The following is an 18,793-nucleotide window of genomic DNA, read 5'->3' as shown; positions in this document are numbered from 1 at the left end:
CCACCACGATCCGGATGATCACGACGCTCCTGCCCGTCTCGCCGGACCGCATCACCGTCTTCGGGCTCGACGTCGCCCGCCGCCGGATGGCCGTCCGCCGCCTGATCGGCTATGTCCCGCAACAGCTTTCCGCCGACGGCGCGCTCACCGGCCGCGAGAACGTGTCGCTGTTCGCCCGGCTCTTCGACGTGCCGCGGGCCCGGCGCGCCGCCCAGGTGCGCGAGGCGCTGGACCTGGTCGGCCTGGAGAACGACGCGGACCGCCCGGCCGGCCGCTACTCCGGCGGCATGATCCGCCGGCTGGAACTGGCGCAGGCGCTGGTCAGCTCGCCGCGGCTGCTGATCCTCGACGAGCCGACCATCGGCCTCGACCCGGTGGCGCGTTCGGCGGTCTGGGAGCGGATTGCCGAGATCCGCGCCGCAACCGGGATGACCGTGCTCGTCACGACCCATTACATGGACGAAGCCGAGCAGTACTGCGACCGCGTCGCGCTCATGCACACCGGCAAGATCCGCGCGCTCGGCACCCCGGCCGACCTCGAAGCCGGGCTGGGCCCGGAGTCCACATTGGACGACGTGTTCCGGACTGTCACCGGGAACGCGCTCGACGCAGGAGGGATCCGCGATGTCCGTGCCGCTCGCCGCACCGCCCGCCGTCTCGGCTGACCCGGCCCGCTGGGGCAGCTGCGCGTGCTGTTCTCCCGGGTCGGCGCGATGTGCCTGGTGGAACTGCAGAAGCTCCGCCGGGACCAGACCGAACTGCTCACCCGGGCGATCCAGCCCGCGCTGTGGCTGCTCATCTTCGGCGAAACGTTCACCCGGCTGCGCGCGATCCCGACCGGTTCGGTGCCCTATCTCGACTATCTCGCGCCCGGCATCCTGGCCCAGTCCGCGCTGTTCATCTCCATCTTCTACGGCATCCAGATCATCTGGGAGCGCGACGCGGGCGTCCTCGCGAAGCTGCTCGTCACGCCCACGCCGCGCGCGGCACTGGTCGCGGGCAAGGCTTTCGCCGCCGGGGTGCGGGCCCTCGTGCAGGCGTTCATCGTGGTGATCCTCGCCGCGCTGCTCGGCGTCGGGCTGACCGCGAACCCGGTGCGGCTGCTGGGCGCCGCGGTGGCCGTGGTGCTCGGTTCGGCCTTTTTCTGCTGTCTTTCCATCGTTATCGCCGGTTTGGTGCTTTCCCGCGAACGGCTGATGGGTATCGGACAGGCGATCACGATGCCGCTGTTTTTCGGGTCGAACGCGCTCTATCCGGTGAACCTGATGCCGTCCTGGCTCAAGGTGCTGAGCCATGCGAACCCGCTGAGTTACCAAGTCGACGCCTTGCGGGGGTTTTTGATCGGCACGCCGGCGAACCTCGGGGCGGACTTCGGCGTCTTAGCGGGTGCGACCGCGCTGGCGATCGCGGTCGCTTCGGCTCTGCTGGGAAGGCTGGCTCGATGAAACACCCTCGTCCGCACACCGGTTTCTCACCGGGAAAGGCATAATGTGGGAACCGTGTCTCGTCGCAGGGGGATAGCCCCGTTCCTCGGATTGTGCGTGCTGGCCGGGATTCTCGTCGCGGGCACGCTGGCCCCGGTCGCGATCGGCGCGGGCGTGCTGTCCAACCAGGTCAGCGATTCGGTCGACGCCATCTCCGCCGATCTGGTGCACGCGGAGCCGCCGCTCGTCACCACCGTCACCGACCGCAACGGCGGGACGATCGCGACTTTGTACTCGCAGTACCGCATTCCGGTCACCGCGGCGCAGATCTCCCCGGCGCTGAAGGCCGCGATCGTCGACATCGAAGACCGCCGGTTCTACAGCGAGGGCGGCGTCGACCCGCAGGGCATGCTGCGCGCCGCGGTGCACAACAGTTCCGGCGGAAACCTGCAAGGCGCGTCCACGCTCACGCAGCAATACGTGAAGAACTACCTCGTGAACGTCGTGGACCGCAACGACAAGGCGGCGCAGCAACGGGATCAGGAGGATTCGCTGGCGCGCAAGCTGCGCGAGGCGAAAATGGCCGTGCAGCTGAGCCAGACCGTGTCCAAGGACGACATCCTCGCCGACTACCTGAACGTGGTCGAATACACCGGCACGGTGTACGGCGTCGGCGCGGCCGCACAGGCGTATTTCGGGACGACTGCGGACAAACTGACCGTGCCGCAGGCGGCACTGCTCGCCGGAATGGTGAACAACCCCACCATCTACAACCCGTACACGCATCCGGACAAGGCGCTCCAACGGCGCAATCTGGTGATCGATTCGATGGTGTCCGCGCATTCGATCCCGGCCTCCTACGGAGCGACCGCGAAGGCGACTCCGCTGGGCCTCAGCGGAGCGCGGCCGCAAGCACCGTCGAGCACCTGCCTCGGCGCGGCTCCCGATGCCGGGTTCTTCTGCGCGTACGCGGTGCGCTATCTCGTGCAGTCCGGGCTCACCGCCGACCAGATCGACACCGGCGGATACACCGTGAAGACCACCATGGACCCGCACGTGAGCCAGGTGACGAAGGACGCGGTGAACGCGAACGTGCCGACCACGCAGGACGGCGTCGCCAACACGTTCGCGGTCGTGCAGCCCGGCGGCGACGGGCACCAGGTGCTCGCGATGGTCTCGAACCGCAACTACGGCACCGATCCCGACCAGGGCGAGACGTCCACGAACATCGTGGCCGACGCGAGCAACAAGTTCGGCGCGGGCTCGTCGTTCAAGATCTTCACCTCGGCCGCGGCGATGGTCGCAGGCAAAGCGGGCCTGAACACGCCGCTGACGAACCCGTTCAGCGACTGCTTCAACCCGCCCGACATGAACCGGTACACGCACTGCTACCCGGTGAGCAACGACGGCACGAGCTACCCGAACCCGATCTCGCTGTCCGCCGGGCTGGCGACGTCGCCGAACGTCGCGTTCGTCGGCCTGGAATCGCGAGTGGGCATGCCCGCGGTGCTGGACATGGCGCGGAAACTGGGCCTGCGCACCACCATGGCGACCAACGACGCGGGCAGCAAGCCGATCACCGACCCGGCCGACCCGCGGTCGAAAAACCCGCAGTACAACGAACCGCAGTCGCAGTACTTCCAGAACCTGCTGTCCTTCACGCTGGGCAACAGCCCGGTGAGCCCGCTGGAGATGGCGAACGTCTCGGCCACCCTGATGAGCGGCGGAATGTGGTGCCCGCCCGACCCGATCCTGTCCGTCACCGACCGCCACGGCCACCCGGTCCCGCTGCACCAGCAGGCCTGCGAACAGGTGATCCCGCCCGGCGTCGCGAACACGCTGGAGTCGGGCCTGAGCCAGGACACCACGATCGGCACGTCCGCCCGCGCGGCCCAGTCGGCGGGCTGGACCCACCCGGACATCGGCAAGACCGGAACCACGCAGCAGAGCGAATCCGTCGCGTTCGTCGGCGGAGTCGACCACTACGCCGTGTCGTCCATGGTCTTCGCCGACGGCCCCCGTCCGCAGGAAATCTGCCCCGGCACCCCCGTCCACCTGGGCAACTGCGGCCACGGCGCCTTCGGCGGCACGGTCGCCGCGCCGCCGTACTTCTCCGCGATGAACCAGCTGCTGGCCGGACAGCCGGACGTCCCGATCCCGCCGCCGGACCCGGCATATCTGGACGCACACGCCTGACCCGGACGGATGCCGTTGCGGGGAACCCTGCGGGACTCTGATCCCTTCAGGGTTCCCCGCACGGACTTCTCGCGGAGCCCGGGGCGACCCGCCTGATCGAGATCGTGCCCCGCTTGCGGCGCAAGCCCCTCGCCCTGTTCGCCGTCGCCGCCTTGCGCGAGCGTCTCTCGACGACCGCCGCAGCGGCACTCGGGGCGCTCCGCGGAAACCCGCTCAAGCCTTTTCCGACTGCGCTCCGTGCCCCCGCGAGCGCCGTCCGATGTTGCGTCTTCCTGACGGTCGTAAAACGTATTACAGTAGCTGGACGCGGGAAGGCCGTCGTCTGAATTGGGGGCACGTGGTGCAGCTCCAGCCGAGTGCGCATGTCGACACGTTCTGCCGGGACCACCTCCCGCCGTTCGAGCAGTGGCCGCGGTTGTGGTTCGATCTGCCCGAACTGCGGTACCCCGACCGGCTCAACGCGGCCACGCGCCTGCTCGACGACACGATCGCGCGCTGGGGAGCCGACCGTCCCGCGCTGCTCTCCCCCGCCGGATCCTGGTCCTACGGCGACCTGCTGACCCGCGCCAACCAGATCGCCCACGAACTCACCGCGCAGGGCATCGTGCCCGGGAACCGCGTGCTGCTGCGCGGGCCGAACACCCCGTGGCTCGCCGCGTGCTGGCTGGGCGTGCTGAAGGCGGGCGCGGTCGCCGTCGCCACCATGCCGATGCTGCGGGCGCACGAGCTGTCGAAAATCATCGAGGCGAGCACCCCTGTCATCGCCCTCTGCGACCACCGGTATCCCGGGGAACTACAGTCCTTCGACCTCCCCGTGGTCCCCTACGGCGGCGACAGCCCCGACGACCTGGCCGCGCGCTGCGCCACCCGTCCCGCGACCTTCCAAGACGTCGACACCGCCGCGGACGACGTCGCTCTCCTCGCCTTCACCTCCGGCACCACCGGCCGCCCCAAGGCGACCATGCATTTCCACCGCGACCTGCTCGCCATCGCCGACACGTTCTCCCGGCACCTGGTCAAACCCCGGGAAACCGACCTGTTCTGCGGCACTCCCCCGCTGGCGTTCACGTTCGGCCTCGGCGGCCTGCTGGTCTTCCCGCTGCACGCCGGAGCCGCGACCCTGCTCGTCGAGCGCGCCACGCCGGCCGAACTCGCCGACCTCGTCGCCGAGCATCGGGTGACGGTCCTGTTCACCGCACCCACCGCGTACCGCGCGATCCTCGCCTCCGACCGCCGCCCGCTGCTGTCCGGCTTGCGCCGCGCGGTGTCGGCGGGCGAGGCGTTGCCCGAATCCGTCGCGACCGACTTCCACGAGGCCACCGGCCACTGGCTCATCGACGGCATCGGCAGCACCGAAATGCTGCACGTGTTCATCTCCGCCGCCGACGAGGACGCCCGCCCGGGCGCGACCGGCCGCGTCGTCCCCGGCTACCGCGCACAGATCGTCGACGACAACGGCCACCCCGTCCCCGACGGCACCCCCGGCCGCCTGGCCGTCCAAGGCCCGACCGGCTGCCGTTACCTCGCCGACGACCGGCAGACCGTCTTCGTCGAGGACGGCTGGAACCTCACCGGCGACACCTACGTCCGCGACTCCGACGGCTACTTCCACTACCGCGCCCGCAGCGACGACATGATCGTTTCGTCCGGCTACAACATCGCCGGGCCCGAGGTGGAAGAGGTGCTGCTGCGCCACCCGGACGTGCTCGAATGCGCGGTCGTCGCCGCCCCGGACGACGCGCGCGGCTCGATCGTCGCCGCTTACGTGGTCCTCAACGAGGGCGTTCCCGCCGACGAGGCGAAAGCGAAAGAACTGCAGGACTTCGCGAAATCCCTTGCCGCGCCGTACAAATACCCGCGGCGGGTGGAGTTCGTCCCGGACCTGCCGCGCAACCCGAGCGGGAAGGTCCAGCGGTACCTGCTGCGCCGCCGCGCGGCCGAACCGGTGAGCTGAGTTCCGGCGCCGCCGTCCCGCCCGGCCCCTCGGACGGCCCGCACCAGGCCGTCGCCCGTACTCGACACCGACCGGCCACCCGGACCCGTCAGAGCTTCCAGCCCAACGTGACCACCGTGCCGTCCGCGCTGGTCCGCACGTCCGCCCGGACCCTCGGACGGCCCGCATCAAGCCGTCGCCCGTACTCGACACCGACCGGCCACCCGGACCCGTCAGAGNCCAGCCCAACGTGACCACCGTGCCGTCCGCGCTGGTCCGCACGTCCGACCGGTCCGCCGTCGCCTGCACCAGCAGCAGCCCGCGCCCGCGCACCGAAACCGGATCGTCCTCGGCTTCCTCCGGCGGACGCCACTGCCCGTGGTCGGCGATCACGACCTCGACGCTGTCCGTCCGGCACACCGCGTCGAGGTCCACCAGCCCCGGTTCGCCCGGATACGCGTGATCGGCGACGTTCGCCAGCGCCTCGTACCCGGCCAGCACGATGTCGTGCGCGCGATCGTCGGGGACGCCGGACTCCAGCGCCCAAGCCAGCAACCGGTGCCGCAACGCGCGCAACGCCCCCGGCTCCGCCACGATCCCGTGACAGCTCAGTGCCCGGGTGTCCTCCCGCACGTCCATTGTCAACCGCCCGCTCCGGCGACCCCGGCCAGCGCCTGGTCGACCGAGGGGAACAGCGCGATCCACTCGTCGAGGCCGGTGGTCGTGAACGGCCGCGAGGTGATCGAGGACGTGCTCACGACCCGCAGCGCGCCCGCGTCGAGCTTGCGGTGCGCGCCCGCCAGCACCTGCAGCCCGGACGAGCTGAGAAAATCGACCGCGCGCAGGTCGACCACCAGCACGCCGGGTTCCCGTTCGAGCACCCCGCCCACGAACTCGCCGAGTTCCGGCGCGGTGACCAGATCGATCTCGCCGCCCACGGTCACGACCGCGGCCGGCCCCCGCCACCGGACAGACACCTCGAGGTCGCCCGCGTCCTGCCCGTCTCCCGAAGCCACGATCACCGATCGTGCCCGATCGGAGGACGAATCGCCAGCGGGCCACCGGACGGCGGCGGCGCGAGCCCCCACCCGGCCGCGCACCCGCTCCGCCATCAGCGGGTCCCGCGAGGGCCAGTCGCGGAGAACAGCACGTCAGCCCGCGGGCGAGGCTGACTGTGACGATACGGAACTGGCCGCGCACGCCGCTTCCTCTCCCGGCCAGCCCACCCGGCAAGACTTCCCGCGCGGCATGTCCCCCATGGGGTTTCCTCAGCAGTGCGCGGGGGTTCTCGCCCCCGCCGACGTCCCGCCGCGCGAAGTCGCCCCGGCCCGACAGCCGCAGCCGGGCCAGCGCGAACGTCTGTCAGGGTTCCCCTCACCTACATCAGCGGGAGTTCAGGCGAACCGATCCGGATCGGCCGCCGCCCACTCCTGCGCCCACCCGAGAGGCGGCTCCGCCAGCAACTGCCCGGGCTCCAGCCAGTCGTACCACTCCGCGTACGACAGCACCGTCCGCGCATCCACCCGGCGGCGCAGCAACCGCGGCGACAACTCCGCCGGATCCGAGACCCCCATCGCCGCCATGATGCGCATCGCCGAGGCGACCGTAGCCTCCTGGTACCGCCGCACCCGCTCGGTCTTGTCCCGCACGTCCAGCGCCCGCCCCCGGCGCGGGTCCTGGGTCGCCACCCCGACCGGGCACTTGTTCGTGTGGCACCGTTGCGACTGGATGCATCCCACCGCGAACATCATCGCCCGCGCGGCGTTCGTGTAGTCCGCGCCCTGGATCAACCGCTTCACCACATCCGCTCCGGTGGCGACTTTCCCGCTCGCCCCGAGCCGGATCCGGTCCCGCAGCCCGGTGCCGATCAGCGCATTGTGGACAGTGTGCAGGCCCTCGGTCAGCGGCGTGCCGAGGTGGTCGGCGAACTCCAGCGGGGCCGCACCGGTACCGCCTTCGGCGCCGTCGACCACGATGAAGTCCGGCGTGACCCCTTCGGCCAGCATCGCCTTGCACACCGCCAGCACCTGCGCCCGGGAACCGACGCACAGCTTGAATCCGGTCGGCTTCCCGCCGGCCAGCTCGCGCATCCGGGCAATGAACCGCACCAGTTCGCGAGGAGTCGAGAACACCCGGTGATACGGCGGGGAAACGACCGTTTCTCCCCTGGGCACCTCGCGCACCCGGGCGATTTCCGCATTCACCTTCGTGCCGGGCAGCACCCCGCCCATCCCGGGCTTGGCGCCTTGCGAAAGTTTCAAGGAAACGCATTTCACCGCGTCGTGCGCGGCTTTGCCGGCGAAAGCCGAGGGGTCGAAGTCCCCCTCCGAGGTCCGGCAGCCGAAGTAGCCGGTGCCGATTTCCCAGATCAGGTCGCCGCCGCCCCGCAGGTGGTGTTCCGAGAGTCCGCCCTCGCCGGTGTCGTGGGCGAAACCGCCGCGGGCGGCACCTTGGTTCAGCGCGAGGATCGCGTTGCCGGACAAGGAACCGAAGCTCATCGCCGACACGTTCAGCAACGCCATCTCGTACGGCTTCGCACAGTCCGGCCCGCCGACCCGGACTCGCGGCGCGTGCTCCGGAACCGGCACCGGCGCGAGCGACGGGACGAGGAATTCGTATCCCTCGGCGTACACGTCGCGCTCGGTGCCGAATGGTTCTTCCGCGGCCGTGCCCTTGGCGCGCTGGTAGACAATGGACCGGACGTCGCGGTCGTACGGGCGGCCGTCGAAGTTGCGTTCCACAAAGTACTGCTGCATTTCCGGCCGGAGGCTTTCGAGCAGGAATCGCAGGTGCCCGAGCACCGGATAGTTCCGCAGCACCGAATGCCGCCGCTGGGTCACGTCGTACACCCCGGTCGCCGCGAGCGCCAGCAGCGGCGCCGCCAGGAACCACCACCACGGGGAAGCCGCGCCGAGCACCACCGCCCCGGCCGCGAGCACGACCAGCCCGGCGACCAGCCCGAATCGGACCACACTGAGTCTTGCCACGGCGTCGAAACTAAACCCAGCGGCCAGGACGTGCAGGCCGGCTAGACGAGCACGGGCTTCTCGACAGCCGCGGCCAGCCGCTTCGAGCGGACGGCGAGGACGATCAGCACCGCCGGGAACAGCAGATCGCAGACCAGGACGCCGCCGGTGTTGCCGGGCGCGTGGTCGCCGTTGGCGAACCACTGGTACACGTGGCCGATCAGCGCGCCCCACAGGAACATCCCGGCGCCGAGGCCGACAGTGACGCGTTCCCGGGCGGTGGCCGACGACGAGGCGGCGCGGAAGCCCATCACCGCGAGCCCGAGGTTGGCGAACGCGATCTCGAACTGGAACGGCGAGCGGGTGAAGCCGATCACGTCGGCCATCACGCCCGGCGCGCCGAGGAAGGCGAAGACCATCCACAGGCTGCCGCAGCCGAGCGCGGCGACGGCCCACCACCGCTGCCAGGTTTCGAGCCTGGCCTGCGGCGAAGGGCTCTTCCGGGTGCGGATCAGCGCACCGGCGACCGCGATCAGCGGCCAGATGAGAGGGAACAGGGTCTGCGCGACGTAAGGGATCTCCATGCCGATGAGTCTTGCATAGTTAATATTAACTCGTCAACACTCCTGGTAGGCTCGCCCCCGTGGACGACGGACTTGCCGAAGCGCTTCATCGAGTGGTGTTCCTGCTGGGCGAAGCCGCGCGGAAACGCGCGGACGACTCAGCCGGGCTGACCTACAGCCAGCTGCGCCTGCTGGGCACAGTGGACGACATCGAACCCGCGACGCAGCATCAGCTCGCGCAGGCGATGTCAGTGTCCGACCCGGCGATCAGCCGCGCGCTGCGCCCGCTGGAATCAGCCGGGTTCGTCCAGGTGCGCCAGGACCCCGACCACGCGCGACGACGGCTGGTCACCCTGACCGACGCGGGCCGGAGAGCCTTCCACGACACCGGGAAACCGCTGCGGGACGAGTTCCGCGAGGCCTTGCTGAAGGCGGGGTTCCCGTACGAGCAGTATCTGCGCGACACCGAGCGGCTCGCCGAACTGCTGTCCTGAAAGAAGCCACCAGCAAAGTTCCGTGAAGGGTTCCTTGGGGGAATCTGATTTCCTCAAGGAACCCTTCACCGACCTCCCGGCGCGTGCACCGGGAACGGCTCAGTAGGCCAGATTGGGCCGCAGCCACCGCTCCACTTCGGACAGTTCCTCGCCGCGCCGGGCCGCGTAGTCCTCCGTCTGGTCGCGGCCGAGGCGGCCGACCGTGAAGTACCGCGATTGCGGATGCGCGAAGATCAGCCCGCTCACCGCCGCGGCGGGCGTCATCGCGTACGACTCGGTCAGCCCGATCCCCAGCTCCTCGGCGCCCAGCAGCGCGAACAGGTCCTTCTTCTCGCTGTGGTCCGGGCTCGCCGGGTAGCCGAGTGCCGGGCGGATGCCGCGGAAGCGTTCCGCGTGCAGGTCCGCCAGGTCCGGCCGCACGTCCGGCTCGAACCAGCGGCGGCGGGCCTCCAGGTGCAGGTACTCGGCGAACGCCTCGGCCAGCCGGTCGGCCAGCGCCTTCACCATGATCGCCCGGTAGTCGTCGTGTTCGGCCTCGTACTTGGCCGCCAGGACTTCCGCGCCGTGGATCCCGACGGCGAACCCGCCCAGGTGGTCGCCGAAACCGGCGGGGGCGATGTAGTCGGCCAGGCACCGGTTCGCCCGGCCTTCCGGCTTCTGCGTCTGCTGGCGCAGCATCGGGAACTTCCAGTCCGAGTACTCGCCGTCGAGCAGGATGTCGTCGCCCTCGGCATGCGCGGGCCAGAACGCGTACGCGCCGCGTGCGGTGAACGAGCCGTTCTCGATGATCTCGTCCAGCAGCTGGTTCGCGTCGTCGAACAGCTCACGCGCGACCGGCTGGTCGAGGATCGCCGGGTACTTGCCCTTGAGTTCCCAGGCCAGGAACAGGAACTGCCAGTCGATCATCTCGCGCAGCTCGGGAATCGACGGCTCGGCCACGCGCACGCCGGTGAACTCCGGCGTCGGGACCTCGTCGAACGACACCTTCTCGGCGTTCGCCCTGGCCTGCTGAAGAGTGAGCAGCGGCGTCGCGTGCCGGTTCTCGTGCTGCTCGCGCAACCGCTGCTGCTCGGCGCGGTTGGCGGTGTCCAGCGCGTCGGCGCGGTTGGTGTCGAGCAGGTCGGACACCACGCCGACGACCCGCGACGCGTCGAGCACGTGCACCGTGCTGTGGTCGTACACCGGAGCGATCTTGACCGCCGTGTGCTGCTTCGACGTGGTCGCGCCGCCGATCAGCAGCGGCAGCTTCAGCCCGCGCCGCTGCATTTCCTGGCCGACCGACACCATCTCGTCCAGCGACGGCGTGATCAGCCCGGACAGCCCGACGACATCCGCGTGCTCGGCGACCGCGGTGTCGAGGATCTGCGCCGCGGGCACCATCACGCCGAGGTCGATCACCTCGTAGTTGTTGCAGCCCAGCACGACGCCGACGATGTTCTTGCCGATGTCGTGCACGTCGCCCTTCACCGTGGCGAGCACGACCTTGCCCTGGCCGCGGGTGGTTTCGAAGCGGCCCTCGGCCTGCATTTTGGCCTTCTCCGCCTCCATGTACGGTTCGAGATAGGCCACCGAACGCTTCATCACCCGCGCGCTCTTCACGACCTGCGGCAGGAACATCTTCCCGGAGCCGAAGAGGTCGCCGACGATCTTCATGCCGTCCATCAGCGGGCCCTCGATGACCTCCAGCGGCCGGGCGAAGGACTGCCGGGCCTCCTCGGTGTCGTCCTCGATGAAGTCCACGATGCCGTGCACCAGCGCGTGCGAAAGCCGTTCCGCCACCGGGTTTTCCCGCCAGGACAGGTCGACGACGCGCTTGGTTCCGCTGCCCTTGACCGTCTCGGCGAACTCCACGAGCCGGTCGGTGGCGTCCGCGCGGCGGTCGAACAGGACGTCCTCGACCAGTTCCAGCAGGTCCTTCGGGATGTCCTCGTACACCGCGAGCTGGCCGGCGTTGACGATGCCCATGTCGAGCCCGGCGCGCACGGCGTGGAACAGGAACGCCGAGTGCATCGCCTCGCGCACGACGTTGTTGCCGCGGAAGGAAAACGACAGGTTCGAGATGCCGCCGGAGGTGTGCGCGCCCGGGCAGCGTTCCTTGATCAGCGGCAGCGCCTCGATGAACGCCTTCGCGTAGCCGTTGTGCTCGCTGATGCCGGTGGCCACGGCGAGCACGTTCGGGTCGAAAATGATGTCCTCGCCGGCGAAACCCGCCTGCGTGGTGAGCAGATCGTAAGCGCGGGAACAGATTTCGACCTTGCGCGCGGCGGTGTCGGCCTGGCCCTTCTCGTCGAAGGCCATCACCACGACGCCGGCGCCGTAGTCGCGGATGCGCCGGGCCTGCTCCAGGAACGGGCCCTCGCCCTCCTTGAGGCTGATCGAGTTGACCACGCCCTTGCCCTGCACGCAGCGGAGCCCGGCCTCCAGCACGCTCCAGCGCGAGCTGTCGACCATCACCGGGATGCGCGCGACCTCGGGCTCGGTGGCGATGAGGTTGAGGAACGTCGTCATCTCCTGCTCGGATTCGAGCAGGTCGGCGTCGAAGTTGACGTCGAGCAGGTTCGCGCCGCCGCGGACCTGCTCCAGCGCGACGTCCACCGCGGCCTGGTGGTCGCCCGCCTCGATCAGCCGGCGGAACTTCGCCGAGCCGGTGACGTTGGTGCGCTCGCCGATCATCACGAACCCGGTGTCCTCGCCGATCATGAACGGCTCGAGACCGGAGAACCGGGTGACCGGATCGTGCGCGGGCACCGGCCGCGGCGGGAGGCCTTTGACGGCCTCGGCGATCTTCGCGATGTGCGCCGGCGAGGTGCCGCAGCAGCCGCCGACGATGTTGACCATCCCGGCCCCGGCGAATTCGCCGAGCATGCCGCCGGTTTCCTCGGGCGTCTGGTCGTAGCCGCCGAACGCGTTGGGCAGGCCCGCGTTCGGGTGGCACGCGGTGTAGGTGTCCGCGAGCTTCGCCAGTTCCTCCACGTGCGGGCGCATTTCCGCGGCCCCGAGCGAACAGTTGACGCCGACGACCATCGGGCGCGCGTGCGCGACGGAGGTCCAGAACGCCTCGACTGTCTGGCCGGACAGCGTGCGCCCGGACAGGTCGACGATGGTCACCGAAATCCACAGCGGCAGGTGCGGCGCGACCTCGCGGGCCGCGGTGATCGCGGCCTTGCAGTTCAGGGTGTCGAAGATGGTCTCGATCATCAGCAGGTCGACGCCGCCGTCGGCGAGGGCCTGGATCTGCTCGGCGTACGAGGCTTTCACGTCTTCGTAGGCGACCGCGCGGAACGCCGGGTCCTCGACGCGCGGCGACAGCGACAGCGTGACGTTCAGCGGGCCGATCGACCCGGCCACGAAACGGTTGCCGAACTCGTTCGCGGCCTGGCGGGCGAGTTCGGCGGCCCGCAGGTTCATCTCGCGCACGCGGTCCTGGAGGCCGTAGTCGGCCTGGCCGATGCTGGTGGCGGTGAACGTGTTGGTGGTGGTGATGTCCGCGCCCGCGGCGAGGTACTGGCGATGCACGTCCAGCACGACGTCCGGCCGCGTGAGATTCAGCAGGTCCGGGTCGCCGGTGACGTCTTTCTCGTGCCCTTCGAGCCAGTCCGCCCGGTAGTCCTCGGGAGCGAGACCGGCCCCCTGCAGCATCGTGCCCCAGGCCCCGTCGAGCACGACGACGCGCTGGTCGAGCAGGTTCCGCAGGTTCTGGGTCATCGCCACCTCCGCATGAGTGCACGGAGGCGCCCTTGGATGGTGGTACCGGCCGAGCGTGGCGGACCACCGGTCCGTTGCAGCGCCTCTCGACCTGGTCGTCAAGACTACCGGATGTGACCAGCCCCCGGGCAGGCGTGTTCACTCCTCGGGAATCGAGCGGTCCCCGGGCGGGCTGCCCCGCCACTTCCAGCCGGTCCGCCGGGGTCGTCCGGGCAGGTCGATCCGGCCGGCGCACCAGCGCAGCGCGTCCCAAGCGTCGGGAATCGGCTCCTGCTCGGGGAAAAGCCGCGCGACGACGCGGGCGCAGGTGTCGCGCGGCGGGTCGATCGCGACGCCGAGACCCTGGGCGATGTCGTCGCCGTGCAGCAGCAGTTCCACGCAGCCCATCGCGGCGAAACCGGCCGGATCGGAGCGGCCGGTCGGGTGGTAGGCGCGCTCGCCGGGCCTGCTGCTCCGGACCGCGGCGGCGAGCAAACGCCCGCCGGCGATGACGAATTCGAGCAGTTCGGCGGGGGACGCGTCGGCGTCGGTTTTGGCGAGAAAGCGCACGTAGTGGTCGGCCGGGCGGCTCACGACCTGGGCGGCGTAGGACAGGAGGGTGTCGCCGAGGTGCTCCGCGGTGTACCGGCAATCCCATTCGAGATCGCCTGCCGGACGCGTCCAGTCGCCGCCGATGGCGGGTCCGAGAGCGGAGGATACGCAGCTGAGGGCTTCGTCGAGGGCTTCGGCGCGCACGGTCATCCGGTCAGCGTAGAGAAGCCCAGAAGCCGCAGTGGTGATCTTGGGCGAATCCGGTCAGCGGCTGCGCGCCGCCCGGCCGGTACGCGACCGCCTGCCCGGTCGGGCCGCCGCGGACGAACGTCGTCCAGTCGTCCGCCATCCGGTCGGCGAGCCGTTGCTGTGCTGGGGTGAATGTTGCTGGCTGCTCGGCGAAATCGAACAGGTAGGGCAGTTCCGCGGTGTGCGTGGCCCCGAGCGGGAACGGCGCCCGCAGCGCCGCCGCCGCCGGCGAGGTCGGGTCGTTGAACTCGTAGGTCGACACGCTGGGCAGCGAACTGGCGAGCCGCGCGGCCGGGCAGGCGAACGCCCAGTCGGTGACAGCCGCCGCGTACGCGAGGGAAGCGTTGCCGCTGAACGCATCCACCGGGTACTCGCGAGCGACCGCGTCGGCGTGGGGGAAGACGTTCGCAAGCGCTTGCGGGTAGCCGTGCCGCGTGACTTCGCGACCGGCCGCCGCCTGCTCGGCGAGGAAATACGTGAACTCGTCGTGCGCCGTGCCCAGCATGACCGGCACCGGAGCCGCGGGAAGCTTGCCGGGCAGCACCGAACCGCCAGTGACCGGGCCCGGCATCTCGATCCCCGCGATCGAGCCGTACGCCGGAGCGGTCAGGAGTTTCTCGACGGGCAACTCCCGCAGGCATTGCGCGGCGGTCCGGCGGTCGGCGCAACCGCGCGCGGCGGCGTACTCGACGCTCTTGTTTTCGGCGGCGGACAACGTCGCCTGCGCCTGGCACGGTCCACTTTGGATGATCGCGGCGCGGAACAGCCCGCGCGAGCCGGGGGCGACGAGGTGGTCGCACACCGACATCCCGCCCGCGGACTCCCCCGCGATCGTCACCCGGTTCGGGTCGCCGCCGAAGGACGCGATGTTGTCGCGCACCCACAGCAGCGCCTGCTGCTGGTCGAGGAAGCCGTAGTTCCCCGGTTCCGGGCCCAGCGACGGGTCGGCGAGGAAGCCGAGCGCGCCGAGCCGGTAGTTGAGCGTGACGACCACCGCGTCGCCGCGGCCGGCCAGCCGGGCGGCGCCGTAACGGTCGCCGCCGCCGCTGAGGAACGCGCCGCCGTGCAGCCACACCAGAACCGGCCGCCCGGTCTCGCCGGCCGGCGGCGTCCAGACATTCAGGTAGAGGCAGTCTTCGCTGGTCAGGGCTCCGCCGGCGGCCTGCGGACAGCGTGGCCCTGGTTTCGTGGCGTCGCGCTCCCCCGTCCAGGGCTCGACGGGGACGGGCGGCTGCCAGCGCCGCTCGCCGACGGGTGCGGCCGCGTACGGGATGCCTTGGAAGAGCCGATGACCGGGAGCGACGCTGCCGCGGACGGCACCGGCTGCGGTGTGCACGACGTCGCCTGCCCGGCTGACCGCCGCGACCGAAGACGCGCAGGCCGACGCGGCCAGAACGGGAATGACGGCCAGTGCCGCGCACCACCGTCGCCGAATCCCCCGAAAAGCCGCCGCCACCGGCCGGACGATACCGGCCGGGCGTCCGGGCCCGGCCGCCGGATCATCCGGCGGAGCGCGAGAACCGCCCCGCCGGGCAACGTCGAGACCAGAGCGAGCACGCCGTAGCCGACCGCGACCGTCACGCCCTGCTCCGCGCCCAGTCCGGCGGCGGCGAACGACAACGCCGCGGTGCCCTCGCGCGGGCCGAATCCGCCGACGTTCAGCGGCATCCCCATCGCCAGCAACGCGAGCACCAGCAGCGGCAGCAGGACGCTCAACGGCGCGGTCGCACCAGCCGCGCGGGCGGCGACCGCGAACAGCGTCAGATGTCCGGCCACTGCCAGCAGAGACCAGCCTGCGACGCCGGGCCACGCTTCGAGGACGCCGGTCCGGATGTCGGCCGTCCAGACGCGGCGCAGCCGCTGCCGCGTCGTGACCGCGGCGACGGCCAGCGCCACGGTCACGATTCCCAGGCAGAGCAGCACCTGCCGCGGCAGCAGCTCCGGCCGGAAGACCACGACGGCCAGTCCGGCGGCCACCACCACGGTCTGTCCGGCAGCGCGTTCGAGCACGACCGCCCGGACGCCGCGACCGACGTCGCCGGTTCGTCGGCCATGTCGGACTGCGCGGTGGACGTCGCCGAGCACGCCGGCGGGGAGGACGCCGTTGAGGAATTGCGCGCCGTAATAGTCGCCTGCGGCTTCGCGGAACGGCAGGCGCAGCCCGAGCCGCGCCGCGACCAGCCGCCAGCGCGCGGCGCTCGCCAGAGTGGTCACGAGCCCGATGACCAGCGCGATCGTGATCGGAACCGGGCCAAGCGCGCGCAGACCACCGGCGAATGCCCCCGTGCCGAGCCGCCACCACAGCGCGGCGATGACCGCGACCCCGGCCAGCAGCCGCAGCCACCGCATCAGCCGACCGCCAAGATTCCGCGCAACCGGGCCGCCGCGGCGGCCCACCCTTCCAGGGTGCGCGCTCGCGCGGCAGCCGCAGCACGGAGTCGTTTGCGCAGGTCAGGGTCGTCACGCCAGCTTCGGAGCGCTGCGCCGAGGGCTGCTGCGTCGCCGGGCGGGACGAGGAGACCGGGTCGCTCGCCGTCCGGCGCGCGGCCGAGGGCGTCGGGTACGCCGCCGACGTCCGAGGCGAGCACCGGGATTCCGCGAGCGAGCGCCTCCGTGACGACCATGCCGTACGTCTCGGCGTGCGAGGGCAGGACCAGCAGGTCGGCTCGGCGGTAGGCGTCTTCCAGCGCTGCTCCGCCGAGCGGGCCGGTGAAGCGGGCGCGCGGGTGGCTCAAGGTGGTGGCGTAGGCCGGGTTTCGGGTGCGCGAGCCGACCAGGTCCACCTTCAGCCCATCCACTTCGGACAGTGCTTTCAGGAGGATGTCCTGGCCCTTGCGCGGGGTCACCGCGGCGACACAGATCAGCTGGGACACTCCGTCGGTCCCGGTGGCTCGCGGTGCCGGATCGGTTCCGGGCGGTGCGATGTGGACGGTGGCGAGGCCGTGCCGCTTCTCGACGGCGCGAGCGGCGGCGGGACTGGTGACGATGACCTGGTTCGCGAGCTGGAGGGTCTTCCGTTCGCGGGCGTCGAGGTCGGCCGCGCGGTGCGGGCTGTCGTCCGCCAGCGGCAGGTGCACGAGGACAGCCAGGTCGAGCCGGGCCGCCTGCGGGGCCACAACTTCCGGCACTCCGCAGGCGACAAGGCCGTCGAGCAGCACCTTCGCGCCATCGGGGACCTCGGCGAGCACTCCGTCCAGCTGACGCTTCGCGGCCTCGCCGGGGTCCGGCCAGCTACCCTCGACCGGCCGCAGCCGTACCGGCAGGTGTTCGGCCATGCGGCGGTCGTAGGTGTTGCCGCCGCTGGGCACGCTGCGGTCGTCGAGGTCGCCCGGCACCACAAAACAGGACAGTCGCACGCTGCCTCCCTCCTAACCGGAGACAACGGGCGACTGGGCGATCTGGTTCAGCCGTCGAAGGTGTCCGGGTCGAAGCCCGTGCGGCGGCCCTCGTCGAGGCCGCTGAGGACGTCGAGGTCGCTGTCGCTGAGGGAGAAGTCGAAAATGTCGATGTTCTCCCGCATCCGCTTCGGCGACGACGACTTCGGGAACACGACGTTGCCGAGCTGCACGTGCCAGCGCAGCACGATCTGCGCGGGCGTCTTGCCGTGTTTCTCCGCCAGTTCGGCCAGCAGCGGGTCTTCGAGCACTTCGCCTTGGGCGAGCGGGCTCCACGCCTCGGTCACGATGCCGTGTGCTTCGTGGTAGGCGCGCAGTTCCGGTTGCTGCAGCGCGGGATGCAGCTCGATCTGGTTGACCGCGGGCACCGTCGCCGACTCGGCGGCCAGGCGTTCCAGGTGCGAAATCTGGAAGTTGGACACCCCGATCGCGCGGGTCTTGCCTGCGCGCTGCAGTTCCTCGAAACCGTGCCAGGTGGCGACGTACTTGTCCTGTTTCGGCAGCGGCCAGTGGATCAGGTAGAGGTCGACGTAGTCCAGTTCGAGCCGCTGCAGGCTGCCCTCCATCGCGTTGATCGCGTTGTCGTGGCCCTGCGCGTCGTTCGCCAGCTTTGTGGTGACGAAGATTTCTTCGCGCGGTACGCCCGAATCGCGGATGCCCGCGCCGACGCCTTCCTCGTTGCGGTACATCTGCGCGGTGTCGAGGTGGCGGTATCCGGCCTCCAGCGCCTCGCGCACCGCCGCGGCTGTTTCCTCCGGCGGGATCTGGAAGACGCCCAGGCCGAACTGCGGAATCCGGACGCCGTTGGTGAGTTCGAGCTGCGGAACGCGGTTCGTCTCGATCGTCATATCGGCGGCCTACCCGTGCGCGGCGGCGGCGAAACTCGCTCGATCAGGCAGCGACCGCCTCGCGGACGCACAGGATCTCGTCCGCGCCGGTCACCGCGAGACACCGCCGGACCGCGTGCGCGGGCCCAGGCACGACAGCGAACGACGGGATCCGTTCGTGCGCGTCGAGCAGGGCGCGAACGCCAGCGCAGCTCAGGAACGCGACGCCGGACAGATCGACGACCACCGGCCCGGCCAACGGCGCGACAGCCGCTTCGAAAACGTGCACGGTAGCCGCGTCGAGGTCTCCGACCAGAGCGAGGTGGATCGCGTCCGCCTGCCTCGCCGCGCGGACCGTCAATTCCACCGGCGCGGTGACGCCGGGAAGATGAAGAGTCATGGGTTTGCGCTCCTTTCGCAGAGATCTGCTTGGGGCGCTGACCGCAGCATGGTTCCGGACAACAGCCAACACAGGCGACCGTACGCGTTCTCCCAGTGCGGTCAACCCAG

Annotated in this window: 12 protein-coding genes, 4 pseudogenes and 1 riboswitch; of the genes and pseudogenes, 5 read left to right on the top strand and 11 right to left on the bottom strand. The window is 70.5% G+C overall.

Annotated elements, in window-relative coordinates:
* Positions 1 to 14 precede the first annotated feature (14 nt).
* The 4 genes and pseudogenes from A4R44_RS52590 to A4R44_RS27225 all read left to right on the top strand — a co-directional run.
* Positions 15 to 392: pseudogene (locus A4R44_RS52590) on the top strand (ATP-binding cassette domain-containing protein); the annotation flags it as partial.
* Positions 393 to 624: 232 nt separating this feature from the next.
* Positions 625 to 1,445, top strand: a pseudogene (locus A4R44_RS27235) (ABC transporter permease).
* 45 nt (positions 1,446 to 1,490) lie between these two features.
* Positions 1,491 to 3,620 carry a transglycosylase domain-containing protein gene (locus A4R44_RS27230; RefSeq protein WP_198545452.1) on the top strand — a complete coding sequence of 710 codons (2,130 nt, stop codon included), beginning with the start codon at positions 1,491 to 1,493 and terminating at the stop codon, positions 3,618 to 3,620.
* A gap of 340 nt (positions 3,621 to 3,960) precedes the next feature.
* A complete protein-coding gene (locus A4R44_RS27225) occupies positions 3,961 to 5,574 on the top strand; it encodes an AMP-binding protein (RefSeq protein WP_067587050.1) in 1,614 nt (537 codons plus the stop codon).
* A gap of 279 nt (positions 5,575 to 5,853) precedes the next feature.
* Here A4R44_RS27225 and A4R44_RS46240 read toward each other — a convergent pair.
* The 4 genes and pseudogenes from A4R44_RS46240 to A4R44_RS27205 form a co-directional block, all read right to left on the bottom strand.
* Positions 5,854 to 6,192, bottom strand: a pseudogene (locus tag A4R44_RS46240) (ATP-binding protein); the annotation flags it as partial.
* Positions 6,193 to 6,194: 2 nt separating this feature from the next.
* Complete coding sequence (locus tag A4R44_RS27215; RefSeq protein ID WP_067587041.1) at positions 6,195 to 6,569, bottom strand: STAS domain-containing protein; 375 nt, start codon at positions 6,567 to 6,569, stop codon at positions 6,195 to 6,197.
* A 378-nt stretch (positions 6,570 to 6,947) separates the two neighbouring features.
* On the bottom strand, positions 6,948 to 8,540 hold the full coding sequence (locus tag A4R44_RS27210; protein ID WP_067586673.1) for an FMN-binding glutamate synthase family protein: 1,593 nt from the start codon (positions 8,538 to 8,540) through the stop codon (positions 6,948 to 6,950).
* A 41-nt stretch (positions 8,541 to 8,581) separates the two neighbouring features.
* The gene (locus A4R44_RS27205) at positions 8,582 to 9,103 is read right to left on the bottom strand and encodes a DUF6790 family protein (protein ID WP_067586670.1); all 522 of its coding nucleotides are present in this window, start codon (positions 9,101 to 9,103) and stop codon (positions 8,582 to 8,584) included.
* Between the two features lie 59 nt (positions 9,104 to 9,162).
* Here A4R44_RS27205 and A4R44_RS27200 point away from each other — a divergent pair, with 59 nt between their 5' ends.
* Positions 9,163 to 9,576, top strand: coding sequence for a MarR family winged helix-turn-helix transcriptional regulator (locus A4R44_RS27200; RefSeq protein ID WP_067586668.1), 414 nt, complete (start codon positions 9,163 to 9,165; stop codon positions 9,574 to 9,576).
* 99 nt (positions 9,577 to 9,675) lie between these two features.
* On the opposite strand, the gene metH is transcribed toward A4R44_RS27200, so the two are convergent.
* The 7 genes and pseudogenes from metH to A4R44_RS27170 all read right to left on the bottom strand — a co-directional run bounded on the left by metH (position 9,676) and on the right by A4R44_RS27170 (position 18,683).
* Complete coding sequence (gene metH, locus A4R44_RS27195) at positions 9,676 to 13,281, bottom strand: methionine synthase (protein WP_067586666.1); 3,606 nt, start codon at positions 13,279 to 13,281, stop codon at positions 9,676 to 9,678.
* 17 nt (positions 13,282 to 13,298) lie between these two features.
* A riboswitch (S-adenosyl-L-homocysteine riboswitch) is annotated at positions 13,299 to 13,375 on the bottom strand.
* 44 nt (positions 13,376 to 13,419) lie between these two features.
* Complete coding sequence (locus tag A4R44_RS27190; RefSeq protein ID WP_067586664.1) at positions 13,420 to 14,022, bottom strand: maleylpyruvate isomerase N-terminal domain-containing protein; 603 nt, start codon at positions 14,020 to 14,022, stop codon at positions 13,420 to 13,422.
* A gap of 4 nt (positions 14,023 to 14,026) precedes the next feature.
* Positions 14,027 to 15,397 carry a carboxylesterase/lipase family protein gene (locus A4R44_RS27185; RefSeq protein ID WP_232791795.1) on the bottom strand — a complete coding sequence of 457 codons (1,371 nt, stop codon included), beginning with the start codon at positions 15,395 to 15,397 and terminating at the stop codon, positions 14,027 to 14,029.
* A gap of 203 nt (positions 15,398 to 15,600) precedes the next feature.
* A pseudogene (locus tag A4R44_RS46235) lies at positions 15,601 to 16,410 on the bottom strand (lysylphosphatidylglycerol synthase transmembrane domain-containing protein); the annotation flags it as partial.
* Positions 16,410 to 17,417, bottom strand: coding sequence for a glycosyltransferase family 4 protein (locus tag A4R44_RS27180; RefSeq protein WP_067586660.1), 1,008 nt, complete (start codon positions 17,415 to 17,417; stop codon positions 16,410 to 16,412). The pseudogene A4R44_RS46235 and the gene A4R44_RS27180, both read right to left, overlap by 1 nt.
* Before the next feature lie 47 nt (positions 17,418 to 17,464).
* On the bottom strand, positions 17,465 to 18,304 hold the full coding sequence (locus tag A4R44_RS27175; RefSeq protein ID WP_067586657.1) for an aldo/keto reductase: 840 nt from the start codon (positions 18,302 to 18,304) through the stop codon (positions 17,465 to 17,467).
* Positions 18,305 to 18,347: 43 nt separating this feature from the next.
* Complete coding sequence (locus tag A4R44_RS27170; protein ID WP_067586654.1) at positions 18,348 to 18,683, bottom strand: STAS domain-containing protein; 336 nt, start codon at positions 18,681 to 18,683, stop codon at positions 18,348 to 18,350.
* Between the last annotated feature and the right edge of the window lie 110 nt (positions 18,684 to 18,793).

This window comes from Amycolatopsis sp. M39 (assembly GCF_001651785.1).
Lineage (GTDB): Bacteria > Actinomycetota > Actinomycetes > Mycobacteriales > Pseudonocardiaceae > Amycolatopsis > Amycolatopsis rubida.
Note: the sequence above shows the minus strand (reverse complement) of the source record. Positions and strands in the feature narration are given on the sequence as shown.